The 21,746-nt window shown below is 64.9% G+C and carries 15 protein-coding genes; 9 read left to right on the top strand and 6 right to left on the bottom strand.

Annotated features, from left to right (window positions below):
- Nucleotides 1-49: 49 nt before the first annotated feature.
- The 4 genes from P9A16_RS09635 to P9A16_RS09620 all read right to left on the bottom strand — a co-directional run bounded on the left by P9A16_RS09635 (nt 50) and on the right by P9A16_RS09620 (nt 5,001).
- On the bottom strand, nt 50-937 hold the full coding sequence (locus P9A16_RS09635; RefSeq protein ID WP_024270731.1) for an ABC transporter permease: 888 nt from the start codon (nt 935-937) through the stop codon (nt 50-52).
- A gap of 157 nt (nt 938-1,094) precedes the next feature.
- Nucleotides 1,095-2,093, bottom strand: a complete 999-nt coding sequence (locus tag P9A16_RS09630) for an ABC transporter substrate-binding protein (RefSeq protein ID WP_023512014.1) — start codon at nt 2,091-2,093, stop codon at nt 1,095-1,097.
- Nucleotides 2,094-2,467: 374 nt separating this feature from the next.
- Nucleotides 2,468-3,097: a L,D-transpeptidase gene (locus tag P9A16_RS09625; RefSeq protein ID WP_023512015.1), complete on the bottom strand. Its 630-nt coding sequence runs from the start codon at nt 3,095-3,097 to the stop codon at nt 2,468-2,470.
- Between the two features lie 239 nt (nt 3,098-3,336).
- Entirely contained in the window at nt 3,337-5,001 is a 1,665-nt protein-coding gene (locus tag P9A16_RS09620; RefSeq protein WP_024270730.1) for an electron transfer flavoprotein-ubiquinone oxidoreductase, read from the bottom strand.
- Between the two features lie 263 nt (nt 5,002-5,264).
- Here P9A16_RS09620 and P9A16_RS09615 point away from each other — a divergent pair, with 263 nt between their 5' ends.
- The 7 genes from P9A16_RS09615 (at nt 5,265) to P9A16_RS09585 (ending at nt 12,235) form a co-directional block, all read left to right on the top strand.
- On the top strand, nt 5,265-6,680 hold the full coding sequence (locus P9A16_RS09615; protein WP_023513478.1) for an FAD-binding oxidoreductase: 1,416 nt from the start codon (nt 5,265-5,267) through the stop codon (nt 6,678-6,680).
- A gap of 11 nt (nt 6,681-6,691) precedes the next feature.
- Nucleotides 6,692-7,480, top strand: coding sequence for an SDR family oxidoreductase (locus tag P9A16_RS09610; RefSeq protein WP_023513477.1), 789 nt, complete (start codon nt 6,692-6,694; stop codon nt 7,478-7,480).
- A gap of 290 nt (nt 7,481-7,770) precedes the next feature.
- Nucleotides 7,771-9,063, top strand: a complete 1,293-nt coding sequence (locus tag P9A16_RS09605) for an Hsp70 family protein (protein WP_023513476.1) — start codon at nt 7,771-7,773, stop codon at nt 9,061-9,063.
- Between the two features lie 50 nt (nt 9,064-9,113).
- The gene (locus tag P9A16_RS09600; protein ID WP_024270729.1) at nt 9,114-9,986 is read left to right on the top strand and encodes a uracil-DNA glycosylase; all 873 of its coding nucleotides are present in this window, start codon (nt 9,114-9,116) and stop codon (nt 9,984-9,986) included.
- Between the two features lie 213 nt (nt 9,987-10,199).
- The gene (locus tag P9A16_RS09595) at nt 10,200-10,376 is read left to right on the top strand and encodes a hypothetical protein (RefSeq protein ID WP_023517454.1); all 177 of its coding nucleotides are present in this window, start codon (nt 10,200-10,202) and stop codon (nt 10,374-10,376) included.
- A gap of 58 nt (nt 10,377-10,434) precedes the next feature.
- The gene (locus tag P9A16_RS09590) at nt 10,435-10,578 is read left to right on the top strand and encodes a hypothetical protein (RefSeq protein WP_023517455.1); all 144 of its coding nucleotides are present in this window, start codon (nt 10,435-10,437) and stop codon (nt 10,576-10,578) included.
- Nucleotides 10,579-10,954: 376 nt separating this feature from the next.
- Complete coding sequence (locus tag P9A16_RS09585) at nt 10,955-12,235, top strand: MFS transporter (protein WP_023517157.1); 1,281 nt, start codon at nt 10,955-10,957, stop codon at nt 12,233-12,235.
- 65 nt (nt 12,236-12,300) lie between these two features.
- On the opposite strand, the gene P9A16_RS09580 is transcribed toward P9A16_RS09585, so the two are convergent.
- On the bottom strand, nt 12,301-13,239 hold the full coding sequence (locus P9A16_RS09580; protein ID WP_024270728.1) for a DMT family transporter: 939 nt from the start codon (nt 13,237-13,239) through the stop codon (nt 12,301-12,303).
- A gap of 322 nt (nt 13,240-13,561) precedes the next feature.
- On the opposite strand from P9A16_RS09580, the gene pepN reads away from it, so the two are divergent.
- Both pepN and P9A16_RS09570 read left to right on the top strand, forming a co-directional pair.
- On the top strand, nt 13,562-16,210 hold the full coding sequence (gene pepN, locus P9A16_RS09575) for an aminopeptidase N (protein WP_024270727.1): 2,649 nt from the start codon (nt 13,562-13,564) through the stop codon (nt 16,208-16,210).
- A 213-nt stretch (nt 16,211-16,423) separates the two neighbouring features.
- Complete coding sequence (locus P9A16_RS09570; protein ID WP_023514085.1) at nt 16,424-18,772, top strand: PAS domain-containing sensor histidine kinase; 2,349 nt, start codon at nt 16,424-16,426, stop codon at nt 18,770-18,772.
- A 19-nt stretch (nt 18,773-18,791) separates the two neighbouring features.
- On the opposite strand, the gene P9A16_RS09565 is transcribed toward P9A16_RS09570, so the two are convergent.
- Nucleotides 18,792-21,743: a bifunctional [glutamine synthetase] adenylyltransferase/[glutamine synthetase]-adenylyl-L-tyrosine phosphorylase gene (locus P9A16_RS09565; protein WP_023514086.1), complete on the bottom strand. Its 2,952-nt coding sequence runs from the start codon at nt 21,741-21,743 to the stop codon at nt 18,792-18,794.
- Nucleotides 21,744-21,746: the final 3 nt, after the last annotated feature.

Genomic DNA, 21,746 nt, shown 5'->3' with positions numbered 1-21,746 from the left:
GGGCGCCCGCGGCTTGTCGCCGGGGCGCCCTTTTTCACGTCCGCGCGAATCAACCGTGAATGATCTCGCGGTGTTTCTGCAGGCGCTTGCCGAAAGCCTGGCTGACGCGGTCGAAGATGATCGCGATGCCGACGATGGCGAGGCCGTTGAAGATGCCGAGCGTGAAATACTGGTTGGAGATGGCCTTCAGCACCGGCTGGCCGAGACCTTGCACGCCGATCATCGAAGCGATGACGACCATGGCGAGCGCCATCATGATGGTCTGGTTGATGCCCGCCATGATGGTGGGCAGTGCCAGCGGCATCTGCACGTTCTTCAGCTTCTGCCAGCTCGAAGAGCCGAAGGCGTCCGCCGCTTCCAGCACGTCCTTGTCGACGAGGCGGATACCGAGATTGGTGAGGCGGATCATCGGCGGGATGGCATAGATGACGACGGCGATGAGCCCCGGCACCTTGCCGATGCCGAGCAGCATGACGACGGGGATGAGGTAGACGAAGCTCGGCATGGTCTGCATGACGTCGAGAACCGGGTTGATGACGTTCTGCACCCGGTCCGAGCGCGACATGAGAATGCCGATCGGAATGCCGATGACGATGGACAGGACGGTACAGACGAAGATCATCGAGACCGTCTTCATCGTGTCGTCCCACATGTCGAAATAGCCGATGACCAGCAGCGTGCCGACGGCACCGGCGACGATCTTCCAGTTGCGGCTGGCGAACCAGGCGACGAGCGCGATCAACACAAGAATGATGGGCCAGGGCGTCTTCGTCATGAAGCGCTCGGACCAGATGAGAAAGTGCTGCAGCGGCTCGAAGATCGATTCGATGCCATCACCATAGGCGCGGGTGAAGGTGCGGAAGCCCTCATCGATCGTCTTCTTGAGATCGCGCAGGGTATCCGCGTCCATCGTCGGAAATTTCGTGAACCATTCCATATCGATCCCCTTCCGGCTCTGACCAATCTGCGCCGGTCTTCAAGCCAACCCTGATAGATGTTGCGCTGATATGCGCAGCGATTTGCGCCAGCGACATGCGATAAAACGAATGCAGGACGGCGCGCCCGAAGACACGCCGCCCGTTTCGATCAGCCGCTCAGAGCGCAGCCTTGATCTTTTCGGCTGCTTCCGGCGAGACCCAGTCCTTCCAGAGGGCTTCGTTCTCCTCCAGGAAGTGCTTGGCGCCATCGTCGCCGCTCGCCTGGTTGTCGGTCATCCATGCCATCAGCTTGTTGACCGTGTCGTTGCTCCACGAACGCTTGTTCAGGTAGCCCATGACATCGGCACCGGCGCGCTCGGAGAAGGTCTTGGTCACCAGCGTCTGGACCTTGTCCTTCGGCCAGTCGTTCTTCTTCGGATCCGGGCAGTCGGCAACCGTGTTGCAGCGCTTCCATTCGGCGGCGTCATAGGGAACGCCGTGCTCGAGCTTCACCATCTCGTACTTGCCGAGAAGGGCCGTCGGCGCCCAGTAGTAGCCGACCCAGCCTTCCTTGCGCTCGTAGGCCTTGGCGATCGAGCCGTCGAGGCCGGCGGCCGAGCCGGTGTCGACCAGCGTGAAGTTCGCCGCTTCGCCGCCATAGGCCTTGTAGAGCTGGCCGGTCACGACCGTGCCGCCCCAGCCCTGCGGGCCGTTGTGCACGGCGCCCTTCGACTTGTCTTCCGGATCCGGGAACAGTTCCGGATGCTTCAGCGCGTCGTCGATCGTCTTGATGTCCGGATTGGCGTCGGCGATGTATTTCGGGATCCACCAGCCCTGCACGGCGGCGTCGGAAAGGGCAACGGCAGCACCGATCAGCTTGCCTTCCTCGATGCCCCGGTTGACGACGTCCGGCAGCAGGTCAACCCAGCCTTCCGGCGCCAGATCCGGCTCACCCTTCTCGATCATCGAGGTGATGGTCGGAACCGTGTCACCGACGATGACTTCGGCATTGCAGCCGTAACCTTCGGTGAGGATGAACTTGTCGAGCGCAGCCAGGACCTCGGCGCTCTGCCAGTTCATGCTGGCAATGGTCACGTCGCCACATTCGGCGCGCGCCGCACCCGTCATGGCCAGAAGGCCGGCGACGAGGCAGGTGGAAGCAAGAAGATGTTTCATATCCGTTCCCTCATTTCGGCGGTGTCATTGTGCCGACAAGGGCCCGCTGCACCGCCGGCGCCGGGCCCGTGATCCCATGCGGATCCAATCTTGGACAGGGCCAGTCGAGGGCCTTCTCTTTCCACGATACCGCAGCCTCGACTTTTGCAGCTACGGAGTCGAATGCCGGTACGAATGCGTCTGCCATTGACCCCTATGCGTCATGGAACGGCCAAATCCGCAAGACGGCCCCGACTTTGTCCAAACTTGGGGTCGCGACGACAATGTTATGATACAGTTCAGCTTTTTCAAAGAATGAAAACGCCGAAAGGGCCGGCGAAAGCCGACCCCTCTTCCCGCACCGGCCCGGCGCGATGTCGCATCCGCACCGCCCGTCAGGCTTGACGGCGCCCCTGGATGACGTGGACGCGGCCGCCGGGCTGCACCCGAGCGTAAAGGTCGATCACGTCCTGGTTGAGCATGCGCACGCAGCCGCTCGACATGGCCTCGCCGATCGACCACGGCTGGTTGGTGCCGTGGATGCGGAACATGGTGTCGTTGCCGTTCTGGTAGAGATAGATGGCGCGGGCGCCGAGCGGGTTGTTGAGCCCGCCGGGCACGCCGCCGGCATATTTCAGGTTCTTCTTCGGGTCGCGGCGGATCATGTTCGGCGTCGGCGTCCAGGTCGGCCACTCCGCCTTACGGCCGATGGTGGCGCTGCCGGCCAGCGAATAGCCCTGACGGCCGACACCGATGCCGTAGCGCATCGCCCGGCCGTTGCCGAGCACGTAGTAGAGCCTGCGGGCCGGCGTGTCGACGACGACGGTGCCGGCCGCATGGCCGGTGTCATAGGCGACTTCCTGGCGGCGCAGGTCGGGCTTGATCTTGTCAATCGGGATCGCCTTCAGCGGGAATTTCTCGTCCAGCCGGTCGCCGTAGTTGGCGCGGTCGCTGGTGCCGTTCGTCGCACAGCCGGCGAGCAGTGCGGATGCGCCGAGCAAGAATCCGCGGCGGGAAATCGACATGGTTAAAGCCCCTTGAATTTTTCGTCCTCGGGGCGGGAAATTATGCGGTTATGGTTAATCGAGGGTTAAGCGGCGCGCTGGGGTTGCGGGCACGGTTAAGGTGCGTGGCAGAAAAAAGGCCGGGCAATCCGCCCGGCCTTCTCGTTCATCTCGATGCGATCCGCATCCCGTAGTGGGATAAACGGCCCCTCACCGCGCTTGTTCCTGCGGGGGTCCGTGCGATCCGGCCTCTACGAACCTCACATATTGGGATAGACGGGCCCTTCGCCGCCCTGCGGGGGCACCCAGTTGATGTTCTGGTTGGGGTCCTTGATGTCGCAGGTCTTGCAGTGCACGCAGTTTTGCGCGTTGATGACGAACACGTCCTTGCCGTCCTTCTCCACCCATTCGTAGACGCCGGCGGGACAGTAGCGGGTGGACGGGCCGGCATAGATGTCGAGCTCGGACGTCTTCTGCAGCTCCGGGTTCTTCACCTGCAGATGGATCGGCTGGTCCTCCTCGTGGTTGGTGTTCGACAGGAACACCGAGGAGAGACGGTCGAAGGTCAGGACGCCGTCCGGCTTCGGATAGTCGATGCGGCTGTGCTTTGCCGCCGGTTCGAGCGACTGCGCATCCGTCTTGCCATGTTTCAGCGTGCCGAAGAAGGAGACGCCGAACAGCGTGTTCGTCCACATGTCGAGCCCGCCGAGCGCCACGCCGATGGCCGTGCCGAACTTCGACCACAGCGGCTTGACGTTGCGCACCTTCCTGAGGTCCGAGCCGATCGCGCTGTCGCGCCAGCCCTGCTCGATCTCGATCGGCTCGTCATTGGCCCGGCCGGCGGCAATCGCATCCGCCAGCTTTTCGGCCGCGAGGATGCCCGAGAGCACCGCATTGTGGCTGCCCTTGATGCGGGGAACGTTGACCAGGCCGGCCGAGCAGCCGATCAGCGCGCCGCCCGGGAAGGACAGCTTCGGCACCGACTGGTAGCCGCCCTCGGTGATGGCGCGCGCGCCATAGGAAAGCCGCTTGCCGCCCTCGAAGGTGCCGCGGATCGCCGGATGCGTCTTGAAGCGCTGGAACTCCTCGAAGGGGAAGAGATAGGGGTTCTTGTAGTTGAGGTGCACCACGAAGCCGACGGCGACCATGTTGTCCTCCAGATGATAGAGGAACGAACCGCCGCCGGTCTTCATGCCGAGCGGCCAGCCGAAGGAGTGCTGCACGAGACCAGGCCTGTGGTTCTCCGGCCTGACCTGCCAGAGTTCCTTCAGGCCGATGCCGAATTTCTGGGGCTCGCGATCCTTCTGGAGGTCAAACTTCGAAATCAGCTGCTTGGCGAGCGAGCCGCGCACGCCCTCGGAAATGAGCGTGTACTTGCCGAGAAGGGCCATGCCGCGGGTGTAGTTCGGGCCGGGCTCGCCGGTGCGCTCGATGCCCATGTCGCCGGTGGCGACGCCGATGACGGCGCCCTCGTCATTGTAGAGCACTTCCGTCGCGGCAAAGCCGGGATAGATCTCGACGCCGAGCTCTTCCGCCTTGGTCGCCAGCCAGCGACAGACATTGCCGAGCGAGACGATGTAGTTGCCGTGGTTGTTCATCAGGGGCGGCATGGCAAAGTTCGGCAGGCGCACCGAGCCGGCCGGGCCGAGCAGCAGGAAATGGTCGTCCGTCACCGCGGTCTTGAAGGGATGGTCGGCGTCCTCGCGCCAGTCGGGCAGGAGGCGGTCGATGCCGATGGGATCGACGACGGCGCCGGAGAGGATATGCGCGCCGACTTCCGAGCCCTTTTCGAGCACGACGACGGTGAGATCCGGATTGACCTGCTTCAGCCGGATCGCCGCAGACAGCCCCGCAGGACCAGCCCCCACGATCACGACGTCGAATTCCATGCTCTCGCGTTCGGGGAGTTCCATTTCTTCGCTCATTCGTCTCTCCACCCCGCAACCCCTCAAAAGCCGCGGCAATTCCCTCGGGTCGGCCTGTCATGACAAATGCCGAAAGCCTTGTCGAGCCGTTCTGCGACAGACTTTCCCTGCATTTGCGCATGACATCATGACAGGGTCGAAAGTTTATTGACTTTCACGTAAACGTCAATCGAATGCTGCCCGTATCATCCGTTGTCCGCTTGATTCCGCCTCTCCGCCGCACTACGCATTCCAGCCGGCCCATCGGCAGAGGAAACGGGAACATGTCCGAGATTATCCGATCGCTCGAACGCGACTTGAACGATTTCGGCGATGATCTCCACCTTGTCGGAAGCGACCGGCTGGCGAACCGGCACCCCGGTGAACATGCCGGCAATTTCGGCGCGGGCGCCATGGCCGAGCCGGCGACGCCCGAGGCCGCGGCCGCCGTGGTGCGCTGGTGCTCCGAAAACGACGTGCCCGTCGTGCCGCAGGGCGGACGCACCGGCCTTGTCGGCGGCGGCATCAGCCGGCCGGGCGAGCTCATCCTTTCCACCGCCCGTCTCAACCGGATCGAGGCGATCGATCCCCTCGCCCGCACCGTCACCGTCGGCGCCGGCGTCACGCTGCAGGCCCTGCAGGAGGCAACCGCCGAAGTCGGCCTCATTCCCGGCATCGACCTTGCCGCCCGCGGCAGCGCCACCATCGGCGGCATGATCGCGACCAATGCCGGCGGCATCCTCGCCTTCCGCAACGGCGTGATGCGCCACCAGGTACTCGGCATCGAGGCGGTGATGCCGGACGGCAGCCTCGTCAGCGACCTGACGCGTGTGCTGAAGGTCAGCGCCGGGCCCGACATCAAGCAGCTTCTCATCGGCTCGGAAGGCGCCTACGGCTTCGTCACCCGCGCCGTGCTGAAGCTCGGAAGCTTCAACCCCATGCGCGCCACCGCGCTTGTCGGCGTGCCCGACGCCACGGCCGCCCTCTCGCTGATCGCCCATTTCCGCAGCCAGCCGGCCCTGCAGCTGGAAGGCGCGGAACTGATGTGGCAGCGTTATCTGCGCGACAGCGCTGCGGACAAGGGCTTCGACCTCGGCTGGCTGGAGACCGATACTCCCGCGATCCTCCTGATGGAGGTGTCCGCCGGCAGCGAGGCGGAGGCCCGCGAGGCGCTGGAAGAGGGTCTAGCCGCCCTCTGGGAGGAACACGGGCTGACCAGCGGCATCGTCGCCGCCTCGCTCGACCAGGCCCGCCGTTTCTGGGCGCTGCGCGAGGACGGCGACTTCATGTACCGACATTTCCCGGCCGCCCCCTCCTTCGACGTCTCCGTGCCGCCGGGCGCGCTCGACGGATATGTCGATGGTCTGCGGCAGCGGCTGAGGGCGATCGATCCGGGTTTCGACGCCTATGTCTACGGCCACATCGCGGACGGCAACCTGCATATCTCCGTCATCGGCAACGGCGTAGCGGCCCCGGGCGCGAAAGAGCCGATCGAGGATGCCGTCTATACCGGCGTCGCCGAACTCGGCGGCAGCTTTTCCGCCGAGCACGGGGTGGGAACGGAGAAGCGCCGCGCCTATCTCAGCTATGGCAATGCATCGCGCCGCGCTGTGGCGCAGGCGATCAAGGCCGCGCTCGACCCGAAAAACCTCTTCAATCCGGGCAAGGTGCCCTACCGCACCGACACGCCCCGCGCATAGGACACATCACGATGGATCTCGGAATTGCCGGCAAACGCGCCCTCGTCCTCGCCTCCTCCCGCGGCCTCGGCAAGGGCATTGCCGAAGCGCTCGCCCGCGAGGGCGCGCATGTCCTCCTGTGTGGGCGCAGCGCCGAGACACTGGCGGCCAATTGCGAGGCCATCAATGCGGAAGGCCCCGGCCGGGCCGACTGGGTGCAGGCGGATCTCGGCGACGAGGACGTCGTCGAGACGCTCGTGAAGGCGACGCGGGAAAAGCTCGGCGGCGTGGATATTCTCGTCAACAATTCCGGCGGGCCGACGCCCGGCTCCACCGAGGATATGAGCGCGGAAAAGCTGGCGACCTACTTCCAGTCCATGGTGCTGCGGATCATCACCCTGACCAACCAGCTGCTGCCGGTCATGAAGGAGCAGCGCTGGGGCCGCATCCTGACGGTCGCATCCTCCGGCGTCATCGAGCCGATTCCCGGCCTGGCGCTGTCCAACACGCTGCGCCCGGCACTGGCCGGCTGGTCGAAGACGCTGGCAAGCGAGGTCGCCGAGTACGGCGTGACCAGCAACATGCTGCTGCCCGGCAGCATCATGACGGACCGGCTGAAGAGCCTCGACACCGCTGCCGCCGAGCGCAGCGGCAAGAGCGTCGCCGAGGTGCGCGCCGCCTCGGAACGGGCCATCCCGGCCCGGCGCTACGGCGCCGTGGAGGAGTTCGCTGCGACCGCCGCCTTCCTGTGCAGCGCGCCGGCAAGCTACGTTACCGGCAGCCTCATCCGCTGCGACGGCGGGGCGGCGCGGTCGGTCTGAGGCACAGGGGATAGCCCCTCATCCGCCTGCCGGCACCTTTTCCCCGTAAACGGGGAGAAGGAAATATGCCGCGCCAATTTCTCCAACCAACACCCGTTCGTGTGGCAAGCCCCCTCTCCCTGCCTGCGGGGAGAGGGTTAGGGTGAGGGGCAATCATACCTTCCCCCTTGCCTTCCCCGCCCGCCTGTGCGATCTGGCGCGCTCTCCAATTTCCGGGCGCGCCGATGCGCCTTTCGCGCGGGGCTTTCGCTCCGCTTCAACACATTTTTGACGATCGAAGGGGCACGGCGATGGCACGGGCACTCGGGCTTGATTTTGGCACGACGAACACGGTTCTGGCGCTTTCCGAAGACGCCGGGGCGACACAGTCCATGACCTTCACCAGCAGCGTCGGCGTCACCGACACGATGCGCACGGCGCTCTCCTTCATGAAGGATCCGGTCGTCGGCGCGCAGGCGCTGAAGGTGGAGGCCGGACAGGCGGCGATCCGCCAGTTCATCGACAATCCCGGCGACTGCCGTTTCCTGCAGTCGATCAAGACCTTTGCTGCGAGCGCCCTTTTCCAGGGTACTCTGGTCTTTGCCCGCCGCCATGCCTTCGACGACCTGATGGAGGTGTTCCTGCGCCGGCTGAAGGCCTATGCGGGCGATGGGTGGCCGACGGACGTCTCACGCGTCATCACCGGCCGGCCGGTGCAGTTCGCCGGTGCAAGCCCCGACCCGGCGCTCGCCCTCGAACGCTACAACGCGGCGCTGACGCGGCTCGGTTTCCCGGAAATCCACTATGTCTACGAGCCCGTTGCGGCGGCCTACTACTTCGCTCAGACGCTGAAGAGCGACGCCACCGTGCTGGTCGCCGATTTCGGCGGCGGCACGACGGACTATTCGCTGATCCGCTTCGAACGACAGGCCGGCCGGCTGACCGCAAAGCCGATCGGCCATTCGGGTGTCGGCATCGCGGGCGACCATTTCGATTCCCGCATGATCGAGCGCCTCGTCGCGCCGGAAATCGGCAAGGGCAGCTTCTTCAAGAGCTTCGACAAGGTCCTGGAGGTGCCGTCGGGCTACTATGCGAACTTCGCCCGCTGGAACCAGCTGTCGATCTTCAAGACGACGCGCGAATTTTCCGACCTCAAGTCGCTGGTGCGTGCCTCGCTCGAGCCGGAAAAGCTCGAGCTCTTCATCGATCTCGTCGAGCACGACGAGGGTTACCCGCTCTACCAGGCGATTTCGGCCACCAAGATGGCGCTGTCGGCGGCAGACGAGGCGGAGTTCCATTTCGCCCCGCTGGGCGCGGCCGGCCGCAAGACGGTCAAGCGCAGTGATTTCGAGGACTGGATCGCGCCGGACCTCGCCCGCATCGAGGGCGCGCTGGACGAGGTGCTGGAGAAGACCGGCACCGCGCCTGGCGCCATCGACAAGGTGTTCCTGACCGGCGGCACCTCCTTCGTGCCGGCCGTCCGGCGCATCTTCACCCGTCGCTTCGACGCCGACCGCATCGAGAGCGGCGGCGAACTGCTCTCGATCGCCCACGGCCTCGCGCTGATCGGCGAAAGCGACGACGTCGCGCAATGGGCGGCATGAAGATGGTGGCGGCGCTTTCCTCCGGGAAGCCGCTTCGCTAAGGTGCAGCCATGAACGCCGCGAACGACCTCGACCCCGCACAGCTTCGATCGCTTCTGCATTTCTATGCGGATGCCGGCGTCGAATGGCTGCTGGAGGAGGAGGCCGTCGACCGCATCGCCGAATTCGAGGCGATGCGCGCGGCGCGCGGCGTGCAGGCGCCGCGGGAGACTGCCCCCTCCCCGCAGCAGGCCGCCCGGCCGGCGCCGGCCCGGCAGGAGCCGTCGCGCGCTGCGACCCCTGCGCCCCAGCAGAACATCCTGCCCAATGTCGCGATACCGGACAGCCAGGCGGTTGCGGAAGCCGAGCTTGCGGCAATCAGCGCCCGCACGCTGGACGAACTGCGCACGGCGATGGAGGCCTTCAACGGCTGCAACCTGAAGACCAGCGCCCGCTGCCTCGTCTTTGCCGAAGGCAATGCGAAGCCCGACGTCATGGTGATCGGCGCTATGCCGAATGCCGACGACGATCGGGACGGCCAGCCCTTTTCCGGCCGGCAGGGCGCGATGCTCGATCGCATGCTCGCCGGCATCGGGCTCGACCGGGCCGGCATCCTCTTGAGCAATGTCGTGCCCTGGCGTCCGCCGGGCAACCGCCCGCCCTCACAGCGCGAAGCCGATATCTGCCGCCCCTTCATCGAGCGGCAGATCGCGCTTGCCGAGCCGGGCCACCTGCTGATTCTCGGCAATTTTGCCGCCCGATTCCTGCTGCGCTCCAACGACACGATCCACCAGTTGCGAGGAGAATGGCGGGATATTGCGATTTCCGGCCGCACCATCCCGACTTTTGCGACGCTTCATCCGCAGGATCTGGTAACGGCGCCGGTCAGCAAGCGTCTCGCCTGGCAGGATCTGCTTGCCTTTCGTGCAGGGCTCAAAGGCTGATCGGCAGGGCCACTTTCATATTTTTCAATGACTTGCCGTTGGAGGCCTGTGGCTCGTCTGCAGAGGCCGCCGAAAATCTGCCGCAAGCATGAACAAAATGTTTCGCCAGTCATGCGATTTGCACATACCTGCCGGGCAGAATGTCGCATTGCAAAATCGATGCTGCGGCGCAATATATCACCACGGGAGGGACAGGATTTAAGGAATCGACCCATGACCGCCCGCTTTCGGCCCATCCATTCGAGCTTCGAGACGCTCCGCCATTCCGGTCTGCGCACCGGTCGCGGCTTCGGCGGCATCGCTGCCCCGGCCAACGAGCAGCTCACCGCCTCCGGCTTTGCCCGCATCAACCGCCCGGTCCAGCTCTTCGCCGAGTTCATCCAGCGCTAAGCCGATGCAAGGCGCCGACCGACGCCTTCCGATACAGACCCGACCCCAGGAGCACGCCATGGCCGCCCTTCGCAAGCTGATGTCCGATATCGCCGATATCCGCGCCGCCGTGAACGCTGCCCGGGAATATTCCGTGCTGGCCTCTCTGCCGCGCGATGCCGCGCAGCGCCGCGACCCGCTCAAGGCCTTCCTGCCGAACTGAGCCCGGCCGCGGCTTTGAAGCCGGCCGGCGCTGTGCTATTGTCTTCATCGTGAGGAGGTGAGACGCCGTTTCCTCCGGTGGAGACCGGGCCGAAGCCCGATCCCCGTTTTCTTAGCTGATCGTCAGGGTGAACCGCCAAGTCCTGAACCTGATCGTCAGCGTAAGCCGGAATTTCAAACGTCTCACCTCCTTTCGTTTTGCCGGTCATTCGCCCGGCACGCAACCACAACACAACCTATCCGGGAATTCCTTCCGTTCACCGGGAGCGCTTCGGAAATCGGATTGCTTTACGCCAGCCACTGTCGCAGTGGACAGCGCGCGATCGTCGCAATAGAGCGACACTCCGAAACAGAACATGCCTTCTCCCGGAGCCCCCATGCTGGCGAGCCTCGTCTCCATTCTCAGCCTGATGCTGTCCACCCTCCTGATGATGGTGGCCTTCGGGCTGCAGAGTTATGTCGTGCCGGTGCGGGCGGTGGCAGAAGGCTGGTCGACGCAGACGATCTCGATGATCGCGACGGGCTATACGATCGGTTTCACGCTCTCCTGCATCGTCACGCCGAAATTCGTGCTGCTGGTCGGGCATGTGCGCGTTTTCGTGGCGCTGATCACGCTGCTCGCCATCGGCATCCTGCTCTGCGCGCTCGTCGTCGACTGGCGCGCCTGGATGCTGTTTCGCGCGATGTCCGGTTTTGCCATTTCCGGCAGCTACCTCATCATCGAAAGCTGGCTGAACGAGCGCGTGACCAACGAGAACCGCGGCTCGATCTTCTCCGTCTACCTGATCACCACCATGGTGGGCACGATCGGCGGGCAATATCTCGTACCGCTCGGCGACCCGTCCAATACATCGCTCTTCATTCTCTGCGGCATCATCTTCTCCGTCGCCCTCCTGCCGACGGCCCTCACCTCCTCGCCGCTGCCGGCTCCGCCGACGCAGGCGCGCTTCGATGTCGCCAAACTCTACCGCCGCTCGCCGGTCGCCGTCGTTGGCGCCTTCCTCGCCGGGGCGATGTCCGGCGCCTGGCTCAATCTCGGCGGCGTGTTCACGCAGCGCAGCGGGCTTTCCACGGCGGAAGGCGCGACGCTGCTGGCCTGCGTGCTCCTCGGCAGTGCGCTCTCGCAGATTCCAATCGGCCGCGCCTCCGACCGGATGGACCGCCGCCTCGTCATGGTGGCCTGCGGTATCGTCGGCACGATCTCCTGCCTTGCCATGGCGGCAGTCGCCGGCGGGCCGCCGGTGCTGCTCTATATCGCCGCCGCCTTCGTCGGCTCGGTCATCTTCCCGATCTATGCGCTGAACGTCGCCCATGCCAACGACCGGGCGCAGCCCGACGAATATGTCGAGGTCTCCTCCGGCATGATGATCGTCTACGGCGTCGGCACCATTTCCGGCCCCATCGTGGTCGGCCCCATCATGGACCGGTTCGGGCCGGGTTCGCTCTTCGTCGTGCTGGCCGCCTATTTCGTGCTCTACGGCGCCTATGCCGCCTGGCGCATCAGCCGGCGCGAGGAAAATGACGGCCTCGTGGTCAAGACCGACTATCAGGCGATGGCGGTGCAGCCGCTGGGCGCGGATGTTGCCGCGGCTGCGCTTCAACCGGACATGGCGACCGATGACCGCATCGAGGATACGACGACACCGGAATGGCGGTAGCGCCGGCCCTGCCCGTCCGCACTGCTTGCGGCACAAAGTCGCTCCGCATGCCTGCTGGTGCCGGCCTACCCCTGAAGGGCCTGGTGGCGCAGGGCCGCCCGACGTTTCAATTCGAGCTGATGCTCGCGCAGGATGACGAAGATGCCCGCGGCGACGACAATGGCCGTTCCGACGAGCATGGTCTCCGTCGGCACCTCGCCGAACACGAAATAGCCGATGATGAGGCCGAGCACGATCGAGATATATTCGAACGGCGCGATGGTGGAGACGTCGGCATACCGATAGCTCGCCGTCAGCAGCAGCTGCGCGATGCCGCCGCAGAAGCCGGCAAGCGCCATCAGGCCGAGCGACCGCCAGCCAAGCTCGATCCAGCCGAAGGGCAGCGTGCCCAGCGAGAAGACCGAGGCGAACAGCGAGAAATAGAGCACGATGGTCGGCGTGCGCTCGGTCTGCACCAGCTTGCGCACCAGCACCATGGCAACGGAGCCGAGCACGGCAAAGGCCAGCATGGCAAGCGCCCCTTTTGCTTCCGACGAGCCGAAACCGCCTTCGCGGAACAGGGTCAGCCGCGGCCAGCTGATGATGGCGACACCGAGAAGCCCCACCAGCACCGCCGTCCAGCGATAGATGCCGACCTTCTCCTTTAGGAAGACCGCGGCGACGACCACGGTGACGAGCGGCAGCGCATAACCGAGCGCGATCGTTTCCGGCAATGGCAGGTGCACGAGGCCGTAGAAGCCGAAGCCCATCGACAGGATGCCGACGAAGCCGCGCTTGAAATGACCGAAGATGTCATTGGTGCGGAAGGCATCGCGCAGCTGGCCCTGCACGGCAAGGAAAACGATGATCGGCACCATGGCGAAAGCGGACCGCAGGAAGGTGATCTGCCCTGCCGGAATTTCTTTGCCCGCCGCCTTGATAAGAGCGGACATGCACAGGAAGATCACCACGGAAATGACCTTGAGCGAAATGCCCCGCATGGGGTTGGGGTACGTCATGTCCATGGAGAACTCTGCACGGCCGGCGGGCCATGGCATCAGGCGTTGAAGAGAGACCGGAGAACCGATTCAGGCTGGTGCCGAGTTTACCCGGATCGGTTGCCGGATGGGATCAATTCTGGTGATGCGTCACGGATAATTTTGATCGGATCCGCGATGGGATAGACTGTGCCGGGAAAGCACAAAATCGCAATTGGGGGTCCCGTGGAAATGAGATGTTAAGCCAATAAGCTTATCAATCCATGGAATTTGGGGGCAGACTGTCCGCGCTTCCCGTAGCGTTGTACGAAAACGATACGGCCCGGACGGCAACGAGCAGGACATATCCATGCGGACAGAGAACGGCCGGATCATTCATCTGGCAGATTATCGCCAGACCGACTTTGTTCTCGAGCGCGTCGATTTGACCTTCGAACTGGATCCGACGGAGACCAAGGTCGAGGCAAGGCTGATCTTCCATCGCCGCGAAGGCGCCGATCCCGCGGCACCACTGGTCCTTGACGGCGACGAGCTGGTGATGACCGGCCTGCTGTTCGACCAGATGGAGCTGGATGCCGCACGCTACGACGCCACGCCCGACAGCCTGACGATCCGCGACCTGCCGGCGACGGAACCCTTCGAAATCACCGTCACCACGATGATCAATCCGGAGGCCAACACCCAGCTGATGGGCCTCTACCGCACGAACGGCGTCTATTGCACCCAGTGCGAGGCCGAAGGCTTCCGCCGCATCACCTATTTCCCCGACCGGCCGGATGTGCTGGCCGTCTATACGGTCAACATCATCGCCGACAAGGCGAGCTGCCCGCTGCTCTTGTCCAACGGCAATTTCCTCGGCGGCGCCGGCTACGGCGAAGGCAAGCATTTCGCCGCCTGGTTCGACCCGCACCCCAAGCCCTCCTATCTCTTCGCGCTGGTCGCCGGCGATCTCGGCGTCGTCGAGGACACGTTCACCACGATGTCCGGCCGCGAGGTGACGCTGAAGATCTATGTCGAGCACGGCAAGGAGCCGCGCGCGGCCTATGCCATGGACGCGCTGAAGCGCTCGATGAAATGGGACGAAGAGGTATTCGGCCGCGAATACGACCTCGACATCTTCATGATCGTCGCCGTCTCCGACTTCAACATGGGCGCCATGGAGAACAAGGGGCTCAACGTCTTCAACGACAAATACGTGCTCGCCGATCCCGAGATCGCCACCGACCAGGATTATGCGAATATCGAGGCGATCATCGCCCACGAATATTTCCACAACTGGACCGGCAACCGCGTCACCTGCCGCGACTGGTTCCAGCTCTGCCTCAAGGAAGGTCTGACGGTCTACCGCGACCACGAATTCTCCGCCGACCAGCGCTCGCGCGCCGTCAAGCGCATCGCCGAGGTGCGGCACCTGAAGTCGGAACAGTTCCCGGAGGATGCCGGTCCCCTCGCCCATCCGGTGCGCCCGACGAAATACCGCGAGATCAACAACTTCTACACGACGACCGTCTACGAAAAGGGCTCCGAGGTGACGCGCATGATCGCGACCATCGTTGGGCGCGACGGCTTCAAGAAAGGCATGGATCTCTATTTCGAGCGTCATGACGGCGATGCCGCGACGATCGAGGACTTCGTCAAATGCTTCGAGGAGGCGAACGGCGTCGATCTCACGCAGTTCTCGCTCTGGTATCATCAGGCCGGCACCCCGCTCGTCAGCGTCTCGTCGAGCTACGACCAGGCGAAGGGCGAGTTCACGCTGTCACTGGAGCAGATGATCCCCCCGACGCCCGGCCAGGGCACCAAGGAGCCGATGCACATTCCGCTGCGCTTCGGCCTCCTCTCCGCCGATGGCTCAGAGGCGCTCCCCAGCGCCGTCAGCGGCGCCGAGGTGACCGGTGACGTACTGCACCTGAAGGAACGCCGCCAGACGGTGAGCTTCTCCGGCATCGCCTCACGCCCGGTCGTCTCGCTCAACCGCAGCTTCTCCGCACCGATCAACCTGCATTTCGAGCAGGCCCCCGCCGATCTCGCCCATATCGCACGCCACGACAGCGATCTCTTTGCCCGCTGGCAGGCGTTGAACGACCTTGCGCTGCCGAACCTCGTCGAGGCCGCCCGCAAGGCACGGGCCGGCGAAGCCATCGAAACGAACCCGGTCCTCACCGATACGCTGATCGCCATCGCAGGCGACGCGGCGCTGGAGCCGGCCTTCCGGGCGCAGGCGCTGGCGCTTCCCTCCGAATCCGACATTGCCCGCGAACTCGGCAGCAACAACGATCCGGACGCCATCCGCGCCGGCCGCGAGGCGGTGCTCGCCTTCGTGGCAAACCACGATCCCGCCGTCTTCACGACGCTCTTCGAAAGCCACCGCACCAGCGGCGCCTTCACACCGGATGCGGCAAGCGCCGGCCAGCGGGCGCTGCGCAATGCCGCACTCGCCTATCTCGCCGTCTCCGACGGCACACCGGCCCGTGCCGCGGAAGCCTTCGCCGCGGCCGACAACATGACCGACCTCAGCGCCGCGCTCACCGTGCTCGCCCACCGCTTCCCGGACGCGCCGGAGACGACGGCGGCACTCGAAACCTTCCGCGCCCGCTTTGCCGACAATGCCCTCGTCATCGACAAGTGGTTCTCCATCCAGTCCACCATCCCCGGCGACGGTGCACTCGAACGCGTCAAGGCGCTGATGGAAAGCCCGCACTTCAACAAGGCGAACCCGAACCGCGTGCGCGCGCTCGTCGGCACCTTCGCCTTCTCGAACCCGACCGGCTTCAACCGGGCGGACGGCGCGGGCTACCGCTTCCTCGCAGAGCAGATCCTTGAGATCGACCCGAAGAACCCGCAGCTCGCCGCCCGCATCCTTACCTCGATGCGCTCCTGGCGAGCGCTTGAGGACGGCCGCTCGGACCATGCGCGCAACGCGCTGCGTACGATTGCGGCGGGCGAAAAGCTCTCCTCAGACGTTTCGGACATCGTGGAGCGCATGCTGAAGGGTTGAGTAGATAGCGTTTCCTCTCCGGCCGGCGGGCCGGAGGGGACGCGCATCCCGCGAAGCGCCTCTCTGGCCACCGCAACCCCAATTTCCCAACCGTAATAATTGGTTAACAGTCCGTTACCTTTTCCTCTGGACAAGCCGAATCACAATTGATTCATTAGGGCAGATTCGGGCGAGCGGCGCGCCGAATCACGAGAGGGTACAAGGTTTAAGACTATGACGGACGCGCAACGAGGACGCGCAGCCGGCGGGTGGACTCACCTCAAATTTCCGGGAATGGCGGCCTGGGAAGATGAGTTGACGGGACAGGCGAAGATTTTCGCCGGGCCTGCCGCACGGCATTTGACACGGGCCGAGCCCGTGCTGAAGCGGTCGATACCGATCCTGATTATCGCCTTCCTGTTCGTGGTGGCCATCTCGCGTATGGCCGGCATCCTGGTCGAGCACGACCGGATGGAAACCAGCGTCAAGGACACGACCTCGCTGACGGCGATGGCCGTCGAGGCGGCGTTTTCCGGTCCGATGGCGGAAAGCCTTGCAAAGTCCGACCGCATGGCGGTCGAGGCGGCACTGTCCCTGCATCTGCCGCAGGACCGCATGCAGGCGGGCGGCCTTGTCCTCTTCGTCGCGGAAAAGGGCCAGGTCTTCGGCGCCTCGCTGGGCGCGGCCCGCTATGTCGGCCTGTCGCTGGCGCGCTTTGCGCCGGAGCTCGCGGCAACCCAGTATTTCGGCGATCCGGCCGGCGTCTTCCGCGCCCGCATCGGCGATGAGGACTATTACGCCTCGCTCGTGCAGATGCCCAAGAAGGGCGGCTTCATCATCGTCGCCAATCCGCTCGGGCAGCTCGCAACGTTCTGGCGCGACGAGGTGGCGTTGAACGTCACGCTCTTCGCCGGCATTTCGGCGATCCTGCTCGTCATCCTCTATGCCTATTACATCCAGGCGAAGCGCGCGCGCGATGCGGATGCGATTTTCGCGGAATCGAACCTGCGCGTCGAGACGGCGCTCGCCCGCGGTCGCTGCGGCCTCTGGGATTTCGACCTGTCGAGCCGGCGGCTGTTCTGGTCGCGCTCCATGTACGAAATGCTCGGCATGCCGGCGCGGGACAGCGTGCTGTCCTTCGGCGATGCGGCGCGCCTGATGCATCCCGACGACGACGGCATCTACCAGGTGGCGCGCGCTGTGGCGCGCGGCGAGGCCAAGCAGGTGGACCAGGTGTTCCGCATGCGCCACGCCGAAGGCCACTATGTGTGGCTGCGTGCCCGCGCCCAGCTCATCCGCATGGCCTCCGGCCGCATGCACATGATCGGCATCGCCATGGATGTCACCGAGCAGCACCGGCTTGCCCAGCGCTATCAGGAGGCCGACCAGCGGCTTGCCGACGCCATCGAATGCACGTCCGAAGCCTTCGTCCTCTGGGACAAGAGCGACCGGCTCGTCATGTGCAATGCGCACTACCAGCAGGCCTACGGCCTTCCGGACGACGTGCTCGTTCCCGGTACGGAGCGGGCGACGGTGCACGCCGCCGCGGCCCGCCCGGTCATCGAGCGGCGTATCGCCGATGCCGACGGCACGGGTGCATCGCAGACCAGCGAAGTGCAGCTTGCCGACGAGCGCTGGCTGCAGATCAACGAGCGGCGCACCCGCGACGGCGGCCTCGTCTCGGTCGGCACCGACATCACCATGATGAAGCGCCACCAGGTGCGGCTGCGCGAATCCGAACGCCGCCTGATGGCGACCATCGGCGACCTCTCGGCCTCCCGCGCCAAGCTGGAGCGGCAGAAGGCCGAGCTTTCCGTCGCCAATGCCAATTACCAAGCGGAAAAGGACCGCGCGGAGGCTGCCAACCGGGCCAAGTCCGAATTCCTTGCCAACATGTCGCACGAGCTGCGCACGCCGCTCAACGCCATCCTCGGTTTCTCCGAGATCCTGCAGAACCAGATGTTCGGTCCGCTCGGCTCGGACAAGTACCGCGAGTATTCCCGCGACATCCACGAAAGCGGCAAGCACCTGCTCAACGTCATCAGCGACATTCTCGACATGTCGAAGATCGAGGCCGGCCATATGCGCATCAGCTGCGAGACGGTCGACCTGTCGCCGCTGATCGAGGAGACGCTGCGCCTCACCATGCTGCAGGCGGAGAAGAAGCATATCGAAGTCCAGCAAACCTGCCCCGGCCATCTCCTGACCGTCGCCGACCGCCGCGCGATGAAGCAGATCCTGCTGAACCTCCTGTCGAACGCCATGAAGTTCACCAATGCAGACGGTAAGGTGAAGGTGCGGGCGCGCCGGGTGGACGGGGCCGTCACGCTGACGATCGCCGATACCGGCATCGGCATCCCGAAATCCGCGCTGCAGAAGATCGGCCAGCCTTTCGAGCAGGTGCAGAGCCAGTATGCCAAGAGCAAGGGCGGATCGGGCCTTGGCCTTGCCATCTCCCGCTCGCTCGCCCACCTGCATGGCGGCGCCATGCGCATCTATTCCGTCGAGGGCAAGGGCACGATCATCTCCGTGCGCATCCCCGACCGGGAACGGCTGGCGGCACTGCATCTCGCAGCGGCCTGAGGGTAAGGTCAGGGGGTGGCTACCCCTTGACCGTCGCCTGAAAGATCTTTCGCACCGCCTTGGAGACCCGGCGGATATCCGCCTCCAGCGTGCGCATATCGGGGCAGTCGCCGGCGCGGCAAACGAGGTCGACGAGGCCGGCGGGCGCCTCCTTCGGGTCGAAGCCGCCATCGACGCAGAGACGCACGATCTGGGAGATCTCGGTGTAGAGGGTGAGCGCCCGCTGCACCGTGTCGAGGTCGTTGGGGTCCATCATGCTCTGTCCGAGCAGAGCCAGCGCATCGCCGGTCGGCAGCGCCCCTTCCGGCGATGCCGCGCCCCGCACTGGCGCCACGAGCGCGAGGAACTGCGCGATGAACTCGATATCGATCAGCCCCCCGGCGATGAGCTTCAGGTCCCAGATGTCCTTCGGCGGCTTCTCCTGATCGATCAGCGTTCGCATCTCGACCACATCCTTGGCGACCTTGCCGGTATCGCGCTTGCGGCCGAGCACGGTGCGGAAGATCTCTTCCGCCTGCCGCATCAGGCTCTCGTCGCCGCACAGCACGCGGGCACGGGTCAAAGCCATGTGCTCCCAGGTCCAGGCCTCCTCCGCCTGATACTTTGCGAAGGAGGTGATACGGGTGGCGACCGGCCCCTTGTTGCCGGAAGGGCGCAGCCGCATGTCGACCTCGTAGAGCACGCCTTCGGCGGTCGGCGCGGAGAGCGCCGCGATCAAACGCTGCGTGATGCGGGTGAAATACTTCATGTTGTCGAGCGGCTTGGCACCGTCCGATTCGAAGGCGTCGCTGTCATGGTCGTAAAGCAGGATCAGGTCGATATCCGAGCCTGCCGTCAGCTCGAAACTGCCGAGCTTGCCCATGCCGACCAGCGCGACGCGCCCGCCCGGGAACTTGCCGTGCGCCGTCTCCACTTCCTCCAGCACCGCCTTGAAGGCCGCCTGGACGATGAGATCGGCGACATGGGTGAAGGCACGGGCGGCCTGCTTTCCCGTGATCGCGCCGGTTAGAAGGCGGATGCCGATAAGGAAGCGCTGCTCGGCGGCGATGATGCGCAGGCGGTCGAGGATTTCCTCGTAGTGCCGCGCGCCGGAGACGAAGCCGTCGATGCGCTCGGAAAGATAGGTGCGGGTCGGCAGTTCGGCGAGAAGCCCCGGATCGAGCATGCCGTCGAAGACATGGGGCTTTGCCGCAATCACTTCGGCAAGCCGCGGCGCCGACGACATGATGTTGACGATGAGGGAGAGCAGTGCCGGGTTGTTGCCGAGCAGCGAGAAGAGCTGGATACCCGCAGGCAGGCCGGAAATGAAATTGTCGAAGCGCAGCAGCGCCTCGTCCGCCCGTTTGCTCTCGCCGAAGACGCGCAGCAGCTCCGGCGTCAGTTCCGTCAGCCGCTCGCGCGCCTCGACGGACTGCGTGGCGCGGTAGCGACCATAGTGCCACGTGCGGATGGTGCGGGAAATATCGGCGGGGCGCTCGAAGCCGAGGCGCTTCAGCGTCTCCAGCGTGTCCGGATCGTCCTTCTGGCCGGTGAAGACGAGGTTGCCGGTCTCCGAGGAGAGTTTTGCCTCCTGCTCGAAGAGCGCCGCATACCGCCGTTCCACGGTCTTCAGCACCTCGACCAGCCGCGCGGAAAACGCCGCCGTATCCGCAAAGCCCAGCATATAGGCGATGCGCTTCAGTTCGGCCTCGGTTTCCGGCAGCACATGGGTCTGCTCGTCACGCACCATCTGGATGCGGTGCTCGACATCGCGAAGGAACCAGTAGGCCTCCGTCAGCTCCGCCGCCGTCGCGTCGTCGATCCAGCTCGCCCTCGCAAGTTCCGCCAGCATCGGTTCGGTGGCGCGCAGGCGCAGCGCCGGAACGCGCCCCCCGGCGATCAGCTGCTGGGTCTGCACGAAGAATTCGATCTCGCGAATGCCGCCGCGGCCGAGCTTGACGTTGTGGCCCTTCACCGCGATCTCGCCATGCCCCTTGTGCACATGGATCTGCCGCTTGATCGAATGGATGTCGGCGATCGCCGCATAGTCGAGATACTTGCGGAAGACGAAGGGGGTGAGCTCCTTGAGGAAGACCTCGCCTGCCTTGAGGTCGCCGGCAATCGGCTTTGCCTTGATGAAGGCGGCGCGCTCCCAGTTCTGCCCCCTGCCCTCGTAGTAGAGCATCGCCGAATCGACAGAAATGGCGAGCGGCGTCGCGCCCGGATCCGGCCGCAGGCGCAGATCCGTGCGGAAGACATAACCGTCCGCCGTGCGCTCCTGCATGATGCGGATCAGGCGGCGAACGAGGCGGGAAAAAGTCTCGACGGCCTCGCTCGGATCGACCGCGATCCCGGCCATCGGATCGAAGAAGACGACGAGGTCGATGTCGGAGGAATAGTTGAGCTCCGCTGCACCCAGCTTGCCCATGCCGAGCACGATGAGGCCCGATCCTTCGCTCGGTCGGGCGGGATCGGGCAGCTTCAGCTTGCCGCTCTCATGCGCCGAAAGCAGAAGGTAGTCGATGGCGGCTGACGTCGTCGCCTCGGCAAGCTCCGTCAGCAGCGCCGTGGTGCGCCGCGCGTCGAAAATGCGGGCAAGATCGGCAAGGGCGGTGAAGAAGGCGACCTCGCGCTTGGCGCGGCGCAGCCGCGTCATCAGCACCGCCTCCGTCACCTCGCCGCCCTCGGCCTGCCAGGCCCCGCGGGCGCGGTCGATGGCAGCGTTGACGGCAGGCAGGATCGGCTCTTCGAGCGCGCGGGCGAGCAGGCCGGGATCGATGCGGGCCGTGTCGCGCAGATAGGGCGACAGTGACAGGGTCGCAACGATGAAGTCCTTGAGCGGCCCCTCTTCGCCGAGAAGCCGTGCGATGGCTGCGTGCTCCTTGCCCCAGTCCCTGAGATCGGACAGGACCGACTTGACCTCCGTCTGGCTGAGAGCCCGCACGGGGCTGGCCGAAAGATCGGAAAACCGCGTCGTTTCCGCTGCGCTCATGAT

The organism is Shinella sp. 838, assembly GCF_029623935.1.
Lineage (GTDB): Bacteria > Pseudomonadota > Alphaproteobacteria > Rhizobiales > Rhizobiaceae > Shinella.
The sequence above is the reverse complement of the archived record's forward strand: the minus strand, read 5'-3'. Positions and strand labels throughout refer to the sequence as shown.